Genomic DNA, 14,168 nt, shown 5'->3' with positions numbered 1-14,168 from the left:
ATGCACCCTGCGGGATGCAAACGCACCATACAAGAAACGTTGGGCGTCATTTTGAAAAAAGTACAATTAATGAAAATCAGTCTACTAATTTTAACCTTTATCCTTTTAACTTATTGCCAAACAAATGGACAGTCCAAAAAGGAAAACTATGCTGATTTGACCTCAAAAATCGACTCAATAGTTAATGATAGTGAATTTAATGGAGTGATATTGGTTTCTATCGATTCAATAGACATTTATTCTAAAGCAATAGGATATTCGGACTTAGAAAGTAAAACTCAAATAGGACTTAACGACCAATTCATAATTGGTTCAATAAGTAAACAAATAACCGCTGTTTTAATCTTACAAGAACTTGAAAAAGGTAACCTTGGACTAGATGACAAAATCAATAAATACATCGAGGGAATTAGTCAACCTTGGGCTGAAAAAGTAACAATTCACCATTTATTAACTCATACGCATGGGATTTCGGATTTAGAAAAACCGTTAGAATTTGAAGAAGGTTCACAATTCAAATATTCTCAGTTAGGATACGAATTACTTGCTCAAATTCTTCATAAAGTCACAGGAAAAACATTTGAAATATTATCGACTGAACTTTTTGAAAAATATGGACTCAAAAACACATTCCATCCAGAAAATAAAGAGTACAAACATCTCGTAAAAGGTTACGAAGAAAATGAAAACGGGACTTTAGTGTTTGCAACTAATAGTTTGGACAATTATGTTCCAGCAGGTGGATTTATATCAAATGCAATGGACTTGAAAAAGTGGAATCAAAAATTGTACGCTGGAAAACTAGTTTCGAAAGAGACCTTGGAACTTATGTCAACAAAATACGCTACGAGAATTCATCCGATTTTTGATACAGTTGAATATGGGTATGGGCTACTTTTCAAAGATGGAGAGGAGAAAATTCAGATTGGAGCTTTGGGCTATTCGCCAGGTTTTGTTTCGGCTTGCTATTTTTATCCCCAAACTAAAATCAATGTTGTCGTTTTGGAAAACACCGCTAGAGATTTAGATGATTTCAAAAGTACATTTAAAATTCAGACGGAAATAATGGGAGCGGTAAAAAAACGAACGCCCAACAATGGCTATAGCAAATAGGGCAGAAAGTGCTATATTTAAAGGCTTGGGCGTGTTTACTAAGTCCGCCAAATCTTTTGATTTAGCTTTTAGAAAAATAAAGATAAAAACAAAATACAAAAGCTTTGGCTATGGGCTTTGAGGAATGTTCTGTGCGTGTCCGCCGCCCTACTTGCCATAGCCGAGACCGTTAGGTGTAATTTGAGCGAAACAAAAATAATATGAAAAAACATATAGATGCAAATCCTGAATCTGGAAAGAAATTCTATCAGGACTTTCATAATAAAGGGAAAATTGTAATGCTGAACTTACTACAGTTCCGACAAAAAGCTGACTATACAAATTTGGAAGAAATAAAACCTGATAAAGAAGTTAGCGGTGAAGAAGCGTATGAATTGTATATGAAAAATACTTTACCTGAATTAAAAAAAGCAGGAAGTCGAATAATCTATTACGGAAAAAGTAATGATTTTCTAATTGGACCTGAATCTGAAAAATGGAATGCCGTTTTGATAGTTGAGCACGAGTCTGTATTGAAGTTTATGGAGTTTGCTCAAAACAAAGATTATTTAAAAAATGCTGGACATAGAACAGCTGGATTAGAAGATTCTCGATTGTTGCCTTCTACTGAAATAAAAAACTACACCTAACAATGGTAACCGTTGCACAAGTCATTAATCCTGAGAAAAACAGATTCATATAAGGCGCTCTACGGGGCTTTTTTCTTGTCGCGTTAGAAATGGAAAGCTAATTTTTGATACCTTGGAGAAGCACCTAACGATAAATCAAGGATACTTTTGACCCATGTTGCAAAAGCAAGTGTTCCCATCCCACTTTGCACCAGTTTTTGTTCGAATTTCAGGTACTTCTTAAGGTTGTAGGCGATGGCCGATAGGTGCATTACCTTGTTCGCCTGCTTTATCCCGATGGTATTTATCTTGCGCATGCCCATGAACTGGGTGAGGGTCCCGAAAACCGGTTCTACGGTACTCTGCCGTTTGCCCTTCATGTACCTTCCCTGTGGGCTTTCCACCCTGGTAATATTACGTTGATATTCCTCCCGATAGTAGGTCACCGAGAACTGTTTCTCATTTACTTTGCCCAAGCATGTATCGCGTAGCGGGCAGCCTTTGCAGATTTTACTCGATGCGCGGTAGGCCTTCTTTTTCGTCTTGGTACGATGATCTAGGAACACTTTTTTGAACGGTATTACCTTGTCCTGTGGGCATAGGTAATGGTCGGCCTGTTCTATATAAGTGAACCCATCGGGTCCGCCCTTGTAGGTGCCATGGGGCGGTATGAAACTTTTAAGTCCCCTTTGCTCCAAAAAGGCATAGTTCTCGCCCGAACTGTAGCCGGTGTCCGCAACGCAGTTTTCGAATACCAGGCCCTGTTGCCATAATCTTCTTTGTAAACGTTGTACAATATCCCGTAATTGCTGGTTGTCTTTACCGTCCGCATGGTAGGCCCTGATGTCCGTTATCACATGGTGCGCGGTATCCACGCTCAATTGGCTAAGGTAGTTCAGCTTGCGTGCCTTGCCGGGCTTTACGCTAATTCTGGCATCGGGGTCGGTTGGGCTGTAATGGGTCTTGTTACTGGTATACTTGGCCCCCTTGTTCCCCGCACCGGGCCGTTGGTCCTGGTCCTTCGCCCACTTCTTGTTACGTTCCTTTATCGAGGAGAGCTCCTTGTTGCTTGCCGTGATGCTACGACCTTCCTTGTCTGATTTGTCGTTCTTGGACTTTCTGTGTGGTTCTTCCCTGTCCATGGAACTAAGGGCACGTACCTTTCTTAGGTGTTCGTCAAGTTCATCTTCAGGCACCTTGAGTTCCAAAGTGTCCATACTCGCGTTTGCCTTTACAGGGGCAGAATCTATGGCCTGGGAATGGCCGCTGACCATCCCCTTGTCAACGCACATGGCAAGGACCTTCGTAAAGACTTCCTCAAAAACGGACTCCGGGTACAATTGCCGCGTACGGCTTATCGTGGAATGCCACGGTAGCTCCTCGTCGATATCATAGCCAATGAAATATAGTATATCCAAGCGCATCGAACAGTGCTCGATAAGCTTACGGTCACTGATGATATTCTCCAAGTAGCCTACCAAACACAACTTAAAGAATACCAAAGGGTCGATGCTCTTCTGCCCGCTTTCCCCATAATACGGACGGGTAAGCATGTAAAGGAAACGCAAATCCAAAATGCCTTTTAAACGACGATAGAAATTCGTCTCCGGTACCCGATTACTTAATTGAAAATTATTGAAAAGCTTCTCCTGATATTCCTTTTTTCCCTGCATACCTAAAGTTACGATCCATCTCTCAATCTGCAATGATCATAACCCAGTTTTTTTATAACTTGTGCAACAGGCACAGTATGTATATGCCATTAAAACGGCACATACACTGAACGTTATCAAAGTTCAAATAAAGGATAAATGAAATGACCGAAATAGACAAAATTGCATTTATTGAAATCCAAGGGCGCAAAATATTGAGCACGAAATCTAAAGGCAAGTTCAAATATTACATACCAGGAGGAAAAAGAGAAAAGGGCGAGTCAGATGAACAAACTTTGGTTCGCGAAGTATCTGAAGAGCTTACAGTTAATATTATCCCTGGTACTATTGAATATGTTGGAACATTTATGGCGCAGTCTGATGGTGCCAAAGAAGGTGTAATGGTTAAAATGACTTGTTATAAAGCACAGTATAATGGAACGTTTCATCCTAATATGGAAATTGAGGAAATCAGGTGGTTGGATTCAAACGATACAGATAGAATATCAGAGGTGGATAAACTTATATTTCGCCATCTAGTAAGTATTGGGGAGTTAAATTGAAGTTCAAATAAAGGATAATATGGAAGACAAGAAAAAGAAAAAAACTGGCTAAATTTTGCTATTGGAATTGCTGTTGGAGTGATTTTGTACAAAGTGATTTTTGAAGTTCTATGGCCATATTTGATTAAATAGCTAAAGTTCAAATAAAGGATGAAAAATTAATATATATGAAATATTACAGTGTTGTAAAATTGAGTACGATGTGGTCAAGTGATACCCTTAAAAATGATGTGGAGGAGTTAATTAATGACAAAGCCAAAGACGGGTATGAAATAGTTACCGTTGCTTTTGGTGTTAACATGTGGTGGATGCCAACTGCGTATATTACGATTTGTAAATAAAAGGTAATCGAACGATAACAAATTCTCTAAAGTTCAAATAAAGGATTGTTTATCAACATAATTAGAAGTACCACTAAATTTATGACAAAGATGTTTGCCCATAAAATAATTACTTTCATCACTTTCTATTTCATAATGTCATCTTGTTCTGAAAATAAAAAGCAAGAACAATATTTTAACGATTTAGGCGAAATACCGTTTGATGAACAACTTGACGATAAAAATTTTACGGTATGTCACGAAGACCTAACACTTCCATTCAATTATGGGGGTTTTGGTTTGATTTACGAAGGGGAAAAGAGGCGCTTGGTTGAGACAATTAAAGAGAAATTCAACTATCCTCGAACTAAAGGGCAGACTGGTTTCATAACAATACGCTTTATTATCAACTGCGAAGGTCAAACTGGCAGATTTCGAGTCATCGAAACGGATCTGAATCTTAAAGCGAAAAAGTTTGATAAAAACGTTTCTACTCAAATTTTAAACATTACCAAAGGGCTAGATGGGTGGAAAATACTTGAACGCTGGGATAAGATGTGGGATGTTCAACAGTATTTGACTTTTAAATTTGAGGACGGTATTTTAATAGATGTTTTACCATGAAAAGATATATTATCCTCTTAGTTGTCATTTTAGCTCAAACAAAAGTAAGGGGTCAACTGAACTGTGAACTTTTTAAAGATGATTCAGAATGTTACAAGGCATGCCAATTCTATAACCAAGAGAGTATGCATGAACAAGGGTCTTATGCATCTCAAAAACATCTGAGCGATGCAATAGGATTGTGTCCGACTTTATCAAATGCTTATTTCGAAAAATCAGTTGCATTTCTAAAAAGAGGGAAGTTCATACAATGGAAAGAACTGATGGACAAGGCTGTGGAATTAAATCCGGAACAACACCTTTCTGACCGAGCTTGGGCTCAGTTCGCATTTTTACATAACTATGAAGAAGCGATCAAAGATTTAATCAGACTTACGGAAATAAAGGGAACACCGTTTATTGGTGTTGGGCAAAATGGCGATTACGATTTGCGAATGGTTTTAGCACTTAGCTATAAACATACCGGCCAACAGAAAAAAGCTATCGAAATAATTGAAACTGCTATGGCAGATAAAGATTTCTATGTTGGTCTTTATGACAATCTGCATTTAGGCATTCTTTATCTTGAAGATAGTAAACTGGAAAAGGCAGTTGAATCTTTTCAAAATCAAATTAAGCAAAATGAATTAGCTGAAGCTTACTATTATTTGGGGAAAACTTATTTAGCTTTAAAAAATAAATCAGAGGCTGCATTAAATACGAACAAAGCATTGAAACTATATAGAAGTAATCGTAAAATGTTCAGTCGTTACTATCAATTCACGGACCAAATCTACGAGCAAGACATTATCGATTTGCAAAAATTAATGTAATGGACAAAAGTAGCGAGGAAATAAATCTGCCAACAAAAAATAAGTAAACCGAAGTTCAAATAAAGGATGAATCTAACTGAAGTAAAGAAGGGTAAAAGAATTCAATTTGTAAATAATGAGCATAATCATTTTATGGAAGTCTTCCGTGTCATGGACAGAAATATGGAGGTTGAAAATGGTTTTAAAATTAGGCTCAATGGGGAACTAATACATAGCTATTCTGAATTTCAACCTTTTTCAAGAAAGTGTAGGAATTTAATAAATGAATTTGAATTGGATGAAAATTAAAGTCTAAATAAAGCATTATTTTCTAATAAATATATTAGTTAATTTGCTAAATAGGTAGTATATTAGTTGTATTAATATAGTAAAATTACTGCATTATGGAGACTCAAAAAAAACCTACAAAACGCTCGTTTAAGAACAGTAAAGCTGTTTCCGACAGTAAAAAGAATTTATTAGACTATGCTAATGCTAGGGTTTCTCTCATTTCTTTGAATAGAAATGAATATAAATTTAGAGTAAACAATAAAAATTACGCATGGTCCACAAGCGGTGAAAAAATTGCTGTTATTAGAAAAGGTCTTCCCTATGCGGCGATTGAAACAATTAGTAAGCAAACAAAAATCCCTGTTAACCATTATCTAACCTCTTTAGAGATTGTTCAAACTACTTATAATAAAAAGAAAAAGAGTAATTCCATTTTAAGTAAACAGGATAGCGAGGTAATTATTGAATTAATAGAACTCTATGATTTTGGTTTATCAGTATTTAATAATGAAGTTAAAAAATTTCAACGGTGGTTAAGGAAACCTAATATATCATTAGGAAACGCAACACCCGATAGTATGTTTGATAGCCTTACAGGTATTAATGAAGTGAAAAAGGCATTAAACAGAATCGAATATGGAAATTTAGCTTAAATGAGGGTTTTTAGAATTGAACGTGAAAAATATTTAGAGACTACATTAGAAGGTATTGGCGCCTCAAGAACGGAGGGTTATAGATGGAATAGCCTAAATACATACCTAGTTTATACTGCATCATCAAGAGCTTTAGCCACATTGGAAGTTTCAGTTCATTTAGATTTAAGTGAAGATTTACCAAATGATAGGTATTACGTTGAAATTGATATTCCAGATGAAATTCAAATTTTAGAATTAAATGAATCTGATTTACCCAATAATTGGAATAGCAAACCCCCAATTCCACAAACTCAATTTATAGGCGATGGCTTCGTAAATACTAATGAATTCGCAGTATTGAAAGTGCCTAGTAGTATTGTTCCTCCTGAATATAATTACTTGATAAATCCAAAACATAGAGATGCATCAAAAATTAAAGTGATTCAAATGGAGATAATGGAATTTGACAAAAGAACAACACAAAAGTTTAAATAAAGGATGAAAAATAAAGCCAATATTCAATTAGATTTATCTGATAGCGAGAGAAAAAACTTGCGAAAGAATAAGGTCAAAAAATCTGAAATTTTGGAATATGCTTGTGACGAATTAGCAGTTTTATTAAACGTTTCAGAAGTAAGAGCAAAGGAAATATATGCTTTAGCCGGTTTTCAACAAATTCCGTCAATCGGAATTGAGTTTGCGAAAGATTTGATTTTTTTAGGTTATTATAAAGTTGAAGAATTAAATGGAAAAAGTGGTGCGGAATTGACTGACCATTATGAAAAAAAGAAAGGTTACAAAACCGACCCTTGTGTGGAAGACCAATTTAGATTGGCGGTTGATTTTGCCAAAAACAAAGATTACTCGAAAAAATGGTGGGATTTCACGAATGACAGAAAGGAATACAGAACAACAGTTGGCTATCCAAAAGACAGACCAAAAATAAATTGGATTGAAGCATTAAACGCATGAAAAGGCAATTACTAACAATGTATCCTGTGAAAAGCCCTAGTCTAGTTTTAAAAGTTTAAATAAAGGATGAAAAAAGGAAGCTAAAATCTCGATTAAATGAACTTTCAGCTATATTTATTACCAGTTCGGTTTCAAGTTATATCAAAATAGCACCAATCAAACAAAATATGAAGAACATTATATTACTTATTACATTTTGTGTTTGCTCCTTATTTTCCTTTGCACAAATCAAAGAAAGCCAGGCAATAGATAGTATTTTTTCAGAATGGAATAAACCGAACACTCCTGGGTGTGCTCTGGGAATAATTAAAGATGGCGAATTACTTTATGCGAAAGGATATGGATTGGCCAATATGGAATATGATCTTCCAAACTCGGCTTCTTCGGTTTTTAGAATTGGCTCAACTTCCAAGCAGTTTACAGCAGCATGCATCGTTCTTCTTGCAGAACAGGAAAAATTGAATTTAGAAAATACATTGGATCGATATTTTCCTGATTTTCCAGAATATGCGGAGAGTATCACTGTACGTCATTTATTGAACCATACAAGTGGTATAAGAGATTATCTTACAGTCGCTTATCTAAAAGGTTTTGGTGATAACGATTATTATGAAGATAGTGATGTAATGAAATGGCTTGTCAATCAAAATGACCTGAACTTTAAACCTGGTGAAGAGTTTTTATATAGTAATTCAGGGTATTGGTTACTTGGTCAGATCGTTAACAAAGTTGCTGGTGTGAGCATGGCTGATTTTGCCCAAAAAGAAATATTCGAACCTTTGGGAATGACCAACACCCATTTCCACAATGATCATACACGTATTGTGAAAAATAGGGCCTCGGGGTATATTCCTATCGACGATGAATCATATCGGATTAGCATGACAACATTAGACATGATCGGGGATGGCGGAATTTTCACAAATATTGCTGATATTAAAAAATGGGACGATGCTTATTACAACTCTAATGTTTTGAGCAAAGAGTTTTGGAATATGATGACCGCACAAGGGGCTTTAAATAATGGAGATAAAATCGATTATGCTTCAGGTTTATTCATCAGTAATTATAAAGGGTTGAAAACAATAAGTCATGGAGGAGCTTTTGTAGGCTTTCGGGCTGAATTGATCCGTTTCCCCGAGCAACGATTATCGGTTGCAATTTTCTCAAATCGGGGTGATGCGAATCCAACAAGAATGGCTTATCAAGTTGCAGATATATTTATTAAAGAAAATTTAATAAACGATGAAGTTGAAGGCCAAGATAAAAAAAGGAACAAAAAGCGCGATTTTGTCCATTTGAAAAGTGATGAACTAGAAAATTTCACGGGACATTATTGGAATGATTCAGGTTCATATTCTAGAAATATTTACATAAAAAATGACACGTTAAGGTATTCCCGATCTGAGATGAATGAAAGTGACTTAATTCCTATCAGTAAGAATGAGTTTAAAATGATTAATGTTGGAGGAGATGTTTTGGTAAAATTTGATGAAAATGGTCAAGGAAATCGGACTATGTCTTTTATTGCAAACGGTGGAAACCCAGAAATTTCAACAGAATATAAACCAAATGTTTACACGGATGAGGAACTAGTTGATTTTGCAGGAGTATATCACAGTAAGGAATTAGGGGTCAATTATACATTGAAATTAGAAGATGATTTTTTAATGCTTTATATAAATGAAACGAAAACTTCACCACTCAAGTCAATTATGGTGAATAGGTTCTTAAATGATGAATATGGAATCTTTCAATTTAATACGGATGGTGAGGGCAAAGTCTCAGGCTTTAGGTTGGCTGCGGGAAGAGTGAAAAATTTGATTTTTGAAAAACTATAAAACTGGTGCTTAAACTGGCTCCGATTAAAAGCCTCAGTTAGATTCTATAAAGTTCAAATAAAGGATGAAAAGCAATGTAATTTTTAAAAAATATTCAATAAATAAACTGGTAACAGGTTTATTATTGTTTGGATTTGTAGTTACAGGATTTTTAGATTTATTCGTGAATAGACAATCTTCTTACTCTTCAATAATGGGAATGAATACGAGTAGAGTTTATTTCTATACATTCTTTTTACTGGTTATAGGTTGTTGGCTTCTTTATAATAAATGGTTTGTAGGTATAGGTTTTATTAGTTTAGCAACATTTAGCACATATTTCACTGAATACATTTCTATCCATAATTATTTTGCATCAATAGCGATATATATTGGAGTAATTATAGATATTATAACACGTAAGAAAAAAAAATGGTTAGTTCCATTGATTGTTGTTGGAATAATGCAAGGTGTTGCATTTCAAACTGGTTGGCTAGGTTACTATATGGTTGGAATCATGGAGTTTTTAGCCCTTTCTATAGGTTCAGTTTTTATCATAAAGACAATAGAATAAATTATAGGTAATAAGAAATTAAAGTATAAATAAAGGATACTTACAAATGTTTGAAAAACTAACATATTAAAAGAATTATCTTTATTTTTTCGAGGTCTAACAATCAGTATTAATGAATTTATCAACCAAACTGGGCTTTTCCAAAAACAGCAAGTTATTAATAATCCATGCGGATGATGCAGGATTATCCCATTCAGAAAATATGGCCACAATTAAATCCCTTAAAATGGGTATGGTCAATTCATATAGTATTATGGTTCCATGCCCATGGTATTATGAAATGGCTTGCTTTGCCAAGAGCAATCCAGAGTTCGATTATGGTATACATTTGACACTTACCTGTGAATGGGAATATTATAAGTTTGGTCCCGTATTGCCAATTTCAGAAGTTCGCAGTTTGGTTGACGAGAATGGACATTTTTATAAAAAAAGGGAAAATCTTAAAGAAAGTGCATCCACAGAAGATGTAGAAAAGGAACTTGATGCACAAATAAAGAAAGCCCTCAAATTCGGATTAAAACCCACTCACATAGATTCACATATGTACAGCGTAGGAACAAGACCGGAGTTCTTCGAAATATATAGGGCTTTAGGCAAAAAATATAAACTACCCATCATGATCAGTAGACAGTTGATGGAAATGGTAGGGTTAAATCCTGAGGAAAATATAAAGGATGGAGATTTGTTGATTGAAAAAGCACATTTTGGAATATTTGATTATTTCGAGTTTGGAAAGTTGGGCGATTATTATGCCAGTGTTTTTGACAATTTGGTGAGTGGATTAAATATCATTTTGATACATCCCGCATTCAATGATAACGAGATGAAAGGAATAACGGTCGATCACCCTAATTTTGGTTCTGAATGGAGACAAATCGACTTTGATAGTTTTACAGATCAAGAAAATATTTCGAAACTCAAAAAAAACAATATTGAGTTGATTACTTGGAATGATTTAAAGGATATACAATAAGTGGATTTTACAAAACCTAAATATTATTAAATACATTAACTCAAGATGGATATGTAAACGTTTATAAAAGACATTTATGTACAGCAATTAAAGAAAGTTTAAAAGTTCAAATAAAGGATATATTTTTGAATAGTATATCGAAAATAGACCTTTTACAAATGAAATCGTTAGCGGTAAACCAGGAACACTCAAAATGGAATTTAAAACTTTAGATGGAATTAATAGAAAAGAGATTTTAAATGTATTCAATGAATCTTTTTCAGATTACTTTATTCCTTTTCATTTAACTGAAGAACAATTATCCTTTAAAATGACAGCTGATAAAATCAACCTCAGTTTATCTGTTGGGGTTTTTGAAAACTCAAATCTAATAGCGTTTATAATGCATGGGTTTGACAAAGTAAATAACGAAAAGACAATTTATAACGGCGGAACAGGAGTTATTCCGGAAAAAAGGGGCTCGGGTTTGACAAAACAAATGCATCAATTCATTTTACCACTTTTAAAAGAAAAGGGAATAGATAAGCTTCAACTTGAAGTCATAAACGTAAATAGCCAAGCCATTATTTCTTATGAAAAATCTGGGTATAAAATCGCAAGAGAATTAGTTTGCTATAAAGGAGAAGTAAGTATATCAAATACAAATAACGGCTTACAAATTAGAAAACTGCACAATTATTATTGGGACTTAATGGAATCATTTTGGGACGTTTATCCTACTTGGCAAAACTCAAAAAACGTCATTGATGAATTAAGACCTAATAACATTTCATTAGGTGCATATATTGATAATCTTTTGATTGGTTATATCGTTTTCAATCCAAAAAATAATCGAATACTACAAATTGCTGTAAGTCCTAAATTTAGACAAAAAAAGGTAGTAGCTTCTACTTTAGTAAAACAATTAACTGAGACATATGGAAACACACTTTCTGTTATCAATGTTGATAAAAGTTCAAATTGTATAAATACGTTTTTTAAAAAAATAGGACTTAAAAACCATCTTGAACAGTTAGAAATGAAATTACATCTTGAATAAATAATTAGTATATTTTAAGAACGAATGGATAGCAATTATAAAGTTGGGGATTTAATATATGATGCAAATATCTATGATGGGATGAATACCAACCTAGCTGATTTACAATTTTATAAGCGGTGGCTTCCAAAAAACAAGGATTCCAGTATCCTAGAACTTTGCTGTGGCACTGGTAGACTTACTCTTCCAATTGCAAAGGATGGGTATAATATTAGCGGGGTGGATAATACTACTTCAATGCTGGAACAAGCAAAAGTAAAAGCGTCCAAAGGAGGGTTAGAAGTTGAATTTATTCAATCAGATATTAGAACTTTAGATTTAGGAAAAAAGTACGACCTTATTTTTATTCCATTTAACTCAATCCATCATTTATACAAAAATGAAGATTTATTTAAGTCGTTAACTGTTGTTAAAAAGCATCTCAAAGAAGGAGGGTTATTTCTGTTCGATTGTTTTAATCCCAATTTTCAATTTATTGTTGAAGGTCAAAAAGAGCAAAAAAAAATTGCTGAATATACTACCGATGATGGAAGAGAAATATCAATAAAGCAGACAATGCGATTTGAAAACACAACACAAATTAATCGTATAGAATGGCATTTTCATATAAACGGAGAGTTTGATTCAACCCAAAATTTGGATATGAGACTATTTTTCCCTCAAGAATTAAACTCATATCTGGAATGGAGCGGTTTTAATATTCTTCACAAGTTTGGTGATTTTGAAGAAGAAGTATTTAACGATAATTCGGAAAAACAGATATTTGTTTGTCAATAATATATACATATTGCAGAGTTGTAAAAAAAATAATAAAACCCTATGGAATTCGACCGAACTGGAATAATATTATATACTCTTGAATATAAAAAATGCTTAGAGTTTTATGGAAATATTCTAGATCTTAAAAAAATGTTCGAAAATGAAAATCTTACTTGTTTTGAATTTGGGCAAGCATATCTGATGGTCGAAATAGATGATCAGTTTAAGGGACGAAAAATAGGAATGGAACGAACAAAAACCTGTTTGAGAATGAATGTTTCAAACGTGAAGATACTTGCGAACAAATTGATTTCGAAAAACATAGAAGTAGATTATCAGGAGCACTCTTGGGGTACAATAGCAAAATTTACAGACCCTGACGGTAATCTGTGTGCGTTTAAGGACAGTTTTAAATTCGAAAAACAAATTTTAGAATATAAGGAAATGGACTAATTGGTTTGAAAAATCCCAAGCTCCATTCTCGAAAGTTCAAATAAAGGATTATTTGGAATTAGTTTTTATTTCTCATTTTCAAGCCCTAAATCTCATTGATAGGATTCACTCAAAACCAATTATTATTTCAAGGAATTGATTACCTGCCTATGCACTTATTTCGAATGGTGCTATAAAATTTTTCTGTTGAACATCGTACAAACTAAACTTATGTCAGTTAAGTTTTAGTAAAAATCATCTTATTTTATTGGTGGAAAACTCGTGCTTAAGTCAAGAGAGGAAATTTAATATAGAAAGACTTGATATTATTCAGAAAACAACATTTCCAACTGGTACTTTAATATTGTATGTATATCATTACTTAGCGCCTTACACAGACTAAATAACAATAAAAAATTCGAATTTATGCAACAAGAACATCCCAATTTAAATTTAATTCATGATTTTTTTACTGCCTATGGCAACAATGATTCTAATGGTATCAAGAAAGTGCTCGATGAAAATATTAAATGGCATATACCAGGAGAGCATCCTCTTAGCGGGACTAAAAATGGTATAGAAGAAGTACTAGGGTATTTCAAAAAATTAGGAAAAGGCTCATTCAAAGCAGAACCTATTGTTATGGGCGTTAATGATACCCATGTAATAGATTGCCATAGAAATTGGAGTAATCTAGAAAATGAGGAGAACCTAGATAACATGTCCTGTCTATTATGGCGTATTGAAAATAACAAAATAAAGGAAGTACATAATTTTCCGGAAAACCAGAAAATAGTTGATCTATTTTTCAAAAAATTATATGGTTAAGATATCAGCTAACTATAAACCATTTGAAATAATTAAGTTAAAACACTATGTTGCAATTTGTAAAGTTCAAATAAAGGATTAATTATGAGTCAATCTTCAAGCGTTGAAGTATACAATAGAGAAGCTGAAACCAAAAGAAGAGTTAAGCATAATAGAAAAATTGATGCTATTGTA

Annotated in this window: 17 protein-coding genes; 16 read left to right on the top strand and 1 reads right to left on the bottom strand. The window is 33.9% G+C overall.

Going from position 1 to position 14,168, the window contains the following annotated elements; all coding sequences use genetic code 11:
* Complete coding sequence (locus ACPF9A_RS05775; RefSeq protein ID WP_424002487.1) at nucleotides 1–1,113, top strand: serine hydrolase domain-containing protein; 1,113 nt, start codon at nucleotides 1–3, stop codon at nucleotides 1,111–1,113.
* A 200-nt stretch (nucleotides 1,114–1,313) separates the two neighbouring features.
* Nucleotides 1,314–1,742 (top strand): DUF1330 domain-containing protein, encoded by a 429-nt coding sequence (locus ACPF9A_RS05770; RefSeq protein WP_424002485.1) that lies wholly within the window; start codon nucleotides 1,314–1,316, stop codon nucleotides 1,740–1,742.
* Nucleotides 1,743–1,825: 83 nt separating this feature from the next.
* Here ACPF9A_RS05770 and ACPF9A_RS05765 read toward each other — a convergent pair whose 3' ends face one another.
* Entirely contained in the window at nucleotides 1,826–3,394 is a 1,569-nt protein-coding gene (locus ACPF9A_RS05765; RefSeq protein ID WP_423999369.1) for an IS1182 family transposase, read from the bottom strand.
* 143 nt (nucleotides 3,395–3,537) lie between these two features.
* Between ACPF9A_RS05765 and ACPF9A_RS05760 the strand changes: the two genes are divergently transcribed.
* The 14 genes from ACPF9A_RS05760 (at nucleotide 3,538) to ACPF9A_RS05695 (ending at nucleotide 13,994) form a co-directional block, all read left to right on the top strand.
* Nucleotides 3,538–3,936, top strand: a complete 399-nt coding sequence (locus ACPF9A_RS05760) for an NUDIX hydrolase (protein ID WP_424002483.1) — start codon at nucleotides 3,538–3,540, stop codon at nucleotides 3,934–3,936.
* A 167-nt stretch (nucleotides 3,937–4,103) separates the two neighbouring features.
* Nucleotides 4,104–4,277, top strand: a complete 174-nt coding sequence (locus ACPF9A_RS05755) for a hypothetical protein (RefSeq protein WP_424002481.1) — start codon at nucleotides 4,104–4,106, stop codon at nucleotides 4,275–4,277.
* Between the two features lie 90 nt (nucleotides 4,278–4,367).
* On the top strand, nucleotides 4,368–4,880 hold the full coding sequence (locus tag ACPF9A_RS05750; RefSeq protein ID WP_424002479.1) for a hypothetical protein: 513 nt from the start codon (nucleotides 4,368–4,370) through the stop codon (nucleotides 4,878–4,880).
* Entirely contained in the window at nucleotides 4,877–5,692 is an 816-nt protein-coding gene (locus tag ACPF9A_RS05745) for a tetratricopeptide repeat protein (protein WP_424002477.1), read from the top strand. Before ACPF9A_RS05750 ends, ACPF9A_RS05745 begins: the two co-directional genes overlap by 4 nt.
* Before the next feature lie 383 nt (nucleotides 5,693–6,075).
* Nucleotides 6,076–6,615 carry a type II RES/Xre toxin-antitoxin system antitoxin gene (parS, locus tag ACPF9A_RS05740; RefSeq protein WP_424002475.1) on the top strand — a complete coding sequence of 180 codons (540 nt, stop codon included), beginning with the start codon at nucleotides 6,076–6,078 and terminating at the stop codon, nucleotides 6,613–6,615.
* A complete protein-coding gene (locus tag ACPF9A_RS05735) occupies nucleotides 6,616–7,092 on the top strand; it encodes an RES family NAD+ phosphorylase (RefSeq protein WP_424002473.1) in 477 nt (158 codons plus the stop codon).
* Between the two features lie 3 nt (nucleotides 7,093–7,095).
* Nucleotides 7,096–7,569 carry a helix-hairpin-helix domain-containing protein gene (locus tag ACPF9A_RS05730; protein WP_424002471.1) on the top strand — a complete coding sequence of 158 codons (474 nt, stop codon included), beginning with the start codon at nucleotides 7,096–7,098 and terminating at the stop codon, nucleotides 7,567–7,569.
* Nucleotides 7,570–7,736: 167 nt separating this feature from the next.
* A complete protein-coding gene (locus ACPF9A_RS05725) occupies nucleotides 7,737–9,410 on the top strand; it encodes a serine hydrolase domain-containing protein (protein ID WP_424002469.1) in 1,674 nt (557 codons plus the stop codon).
* A gap of 64 nt (nucleotides 9,411–9,474) precedes the next feature.
* Nucleotides 9,475–9,963 carry a hypothetical protein gene (locus ACPF9A_RS05720; RefSeq protein WP_424002467.1) on the top strand — a complete coding sequence of 163 codons (489 nt, stop codon included), beginning with the start codon at nucleotides 9,475–9,477 and terminating at the stop codon, nucleotides 9,961–9,963.
* Nucleotides 9,964–10,075: 112 nt separating this feature from the next.
* Complete coding sequence (locus ACPF9A_RS05715; protein ID WP_424002465.1) at nucleotides 10,076–10,936, top strand: polysaccharide deacetylase family protein; 861 nt, start codon at nucleotides 10,076–10,078, stop codon at nucleotides 10,934–10,936.
* 193 nt (nucleotides 10,937–11,129) lie between these two features.
* Nucleotides 11,130–11,975, top strand: a complete 846-nt coding sequence (locus ACPF9A_RS05710) for a GNAT family N-acetyltransferase (protein ID WP_424002463.1) — start codon at nucleotides 11,130–11,132, stop codon at nucleotides 11,973–11,975.
* 24 nt (nucleotides 11,976–11,999) lie between these two features.
* The gene (locus ACPF9A_RS05705; protein WP_424002461.1) at nucleotides 12,000–12,752 is read left to right on the top strand and encodes a class I SAM-dependent methyltransferase; all 753 of its coding nucleotides are present in this window, start codon (nucleotides 12,000–12,002) and stop codon (nucleotides 12,750–12,752) included.
* Nucleotides 12,753–12,794: 42 nt separating this feature from the next.
* On the top strand, nucleotides 12,795–13,187 hold the full coding sequence (locus ACPF9A_RS05700) for a VOC family protein (protein ID WP_424002459.1): 393 nt from the start codon (nucleotides 12,795–12,797) through the stop codon (nucleotides 13,185–13,187).
* 405 nt (nucleotides 13,188–13,592) lie between these two features.
* Nucleotides 13,593–13,994, top strand: a complete 402-nt coding sequence (locus tag ACPF9A_RS05695; RefSeq protein WP_424002457.1) for a nuclear transport factor 2 family protein — start codon at nucleotides 13,593–13,595, stop codon at nucleotides 13,992–13,994.
* Nucleotides 13,995–14,168: the final 174 nt, after the last annotated feature.

It is taken from the genome of Maribacter sp. IgM3_T14_3, from assembly GCF_049603095.1.
Classification (GTDB): Bacteria; Bacteroidota; Bacteroidia; order Flavobacteriales; family Flavobacteriaceae; genus Maribacter.
The sequence above is the reverse complement of the archived record's forward strand: the minus strand, read 5'-3'. Positions and strand labels throughout refer to the sequence as shown.

What these genes read in the sequence shown, in the direction of transcription:
- ACPF9A_RS05775 (WP_424002487.1), top strand. Translation starts at nt 1, where the DNA reads ATGCACCCTGCGGGATGCAAACGCACCATACAAGAAACGTTGGGCGTC.
- ACPF9A_RS05770 (WP_424002485.1), top strand. Translation starts at nt 1,314, where the DNA reads ATGAAAAAACATATAGATGCAAATCCTGAATCTGGAAAGAAATTCTAT.
- ACPF9A_RS05765 (WP_423999369.1), bottom strand. Translation starts at nt 3,394, where the DNA reads ATGCAGGGAAAAAAGGAATATCAGGAGAAGCTTTTCAATAATTTTCAA.
- ACPF9A_RS05760 (WP_424002483.1), top strand. Translation starts at nt 3,538, where the DNA reads ATGACCGAAATAGACAAAATTGCATTTATTGAAATCCAAGGGCGCAAA.
- ACPF9A_RS05755 (WP_424002481.1), top strand. Translation starts at nt 4,104, where the DNA reads ATGAAATATTACAGTGTTGTAAAATTGAGTACGATGTGGTCAAGTGAT.
- ACPF9A_RS05750 (WP_424002479.1), top strand. Translation starts at nt 4,368, where the DNA reads ATGTTTGCCCATAAAATAATTACTTTCATCACTTTCTATTTCATAATG.
- ACPF9A_RS05745 (WP_424002477.1), top strand. Translation starts at nt 4,877, where the DNA reads ATGAAAAGATATATTATCCTCTTAGTTGTCATTTTAGCTCAAACAAAA.
- parS (WP_424002475.1), top strand. Translation starts at nt 6,076, where the DNA reads ATGGAGACTCAAAAAAAACCTACAAAACGCTCGTTTAAGAACAGTAAA.
- ACPF9A_RS05735 (WP_424002473.1), top strand. Translation starts at nt 6,616, where the DNA reads ATGAGGGTTTTTAGAATTGAACGTGAAAAATATTTAGAGACTACATTA.
- ACPF9A_RS05730 (WP_424002471.1), top strand. Translation starts at nt 7,096, where the DNA reads ATGAAAAATAAAGCCAATATTCAATTAGATTTATCTGATAGCGAGAGA.
- ACPF9A_RS05725 (WP_424002469.1), top strand. Translation starts at nt 7,737, where the DNA reads ATGAAGAACATTATATTACTTATTACATTTTGTGTTTGCTCCTTATTT.
- ACPF9A_RS05720 (WP_424002467.1), top strand. Translation starts at nt 9,475, where the DNA reads ATGAAAAGCAATGTAATTTTTAAAAAATATTCAATAAATAAACTGGTA.
- ACPF9A_RS05715 (WP_424002465.1), top strand. Translation starts at nt 10,076, where the DNA reads ATGAATTTATCAACCAAACTGGGCTTTTCCAAAAACAGCAAGTTATTA.
- ACPF9A_RS05710 (WP_424002463.1), top strand. Translation starts at nt 11,130, where the DNA reads ATGGAATTTAAAACTTTAGATGGAATTAATAGAAAAGAGATTTTAAAT.
- ACPF9A_RS05705 (WP_424002461.1), top strand. Translation starts at nt 12,000, where the DNA reads ATGGATAGCAATTATAAAGTTGGGGATTTAATATATGATGCAAATATC.
- ACPF9A_RS05700 (WP_424002459.1), top strand. Translation starts at nt 12,795, where the DNA reads ATGGAATTCGACCGAACTGGAATAATATTATATACTCTTGAATATAAA.
- ACPF9A_RS05695 (WP_424002457.1), top strand. Translation starts at nt 13,593, where the DNA reads ATGCAACAAGAACATCCCAATTTAAATTTAATTCATGATTTTTTTACT.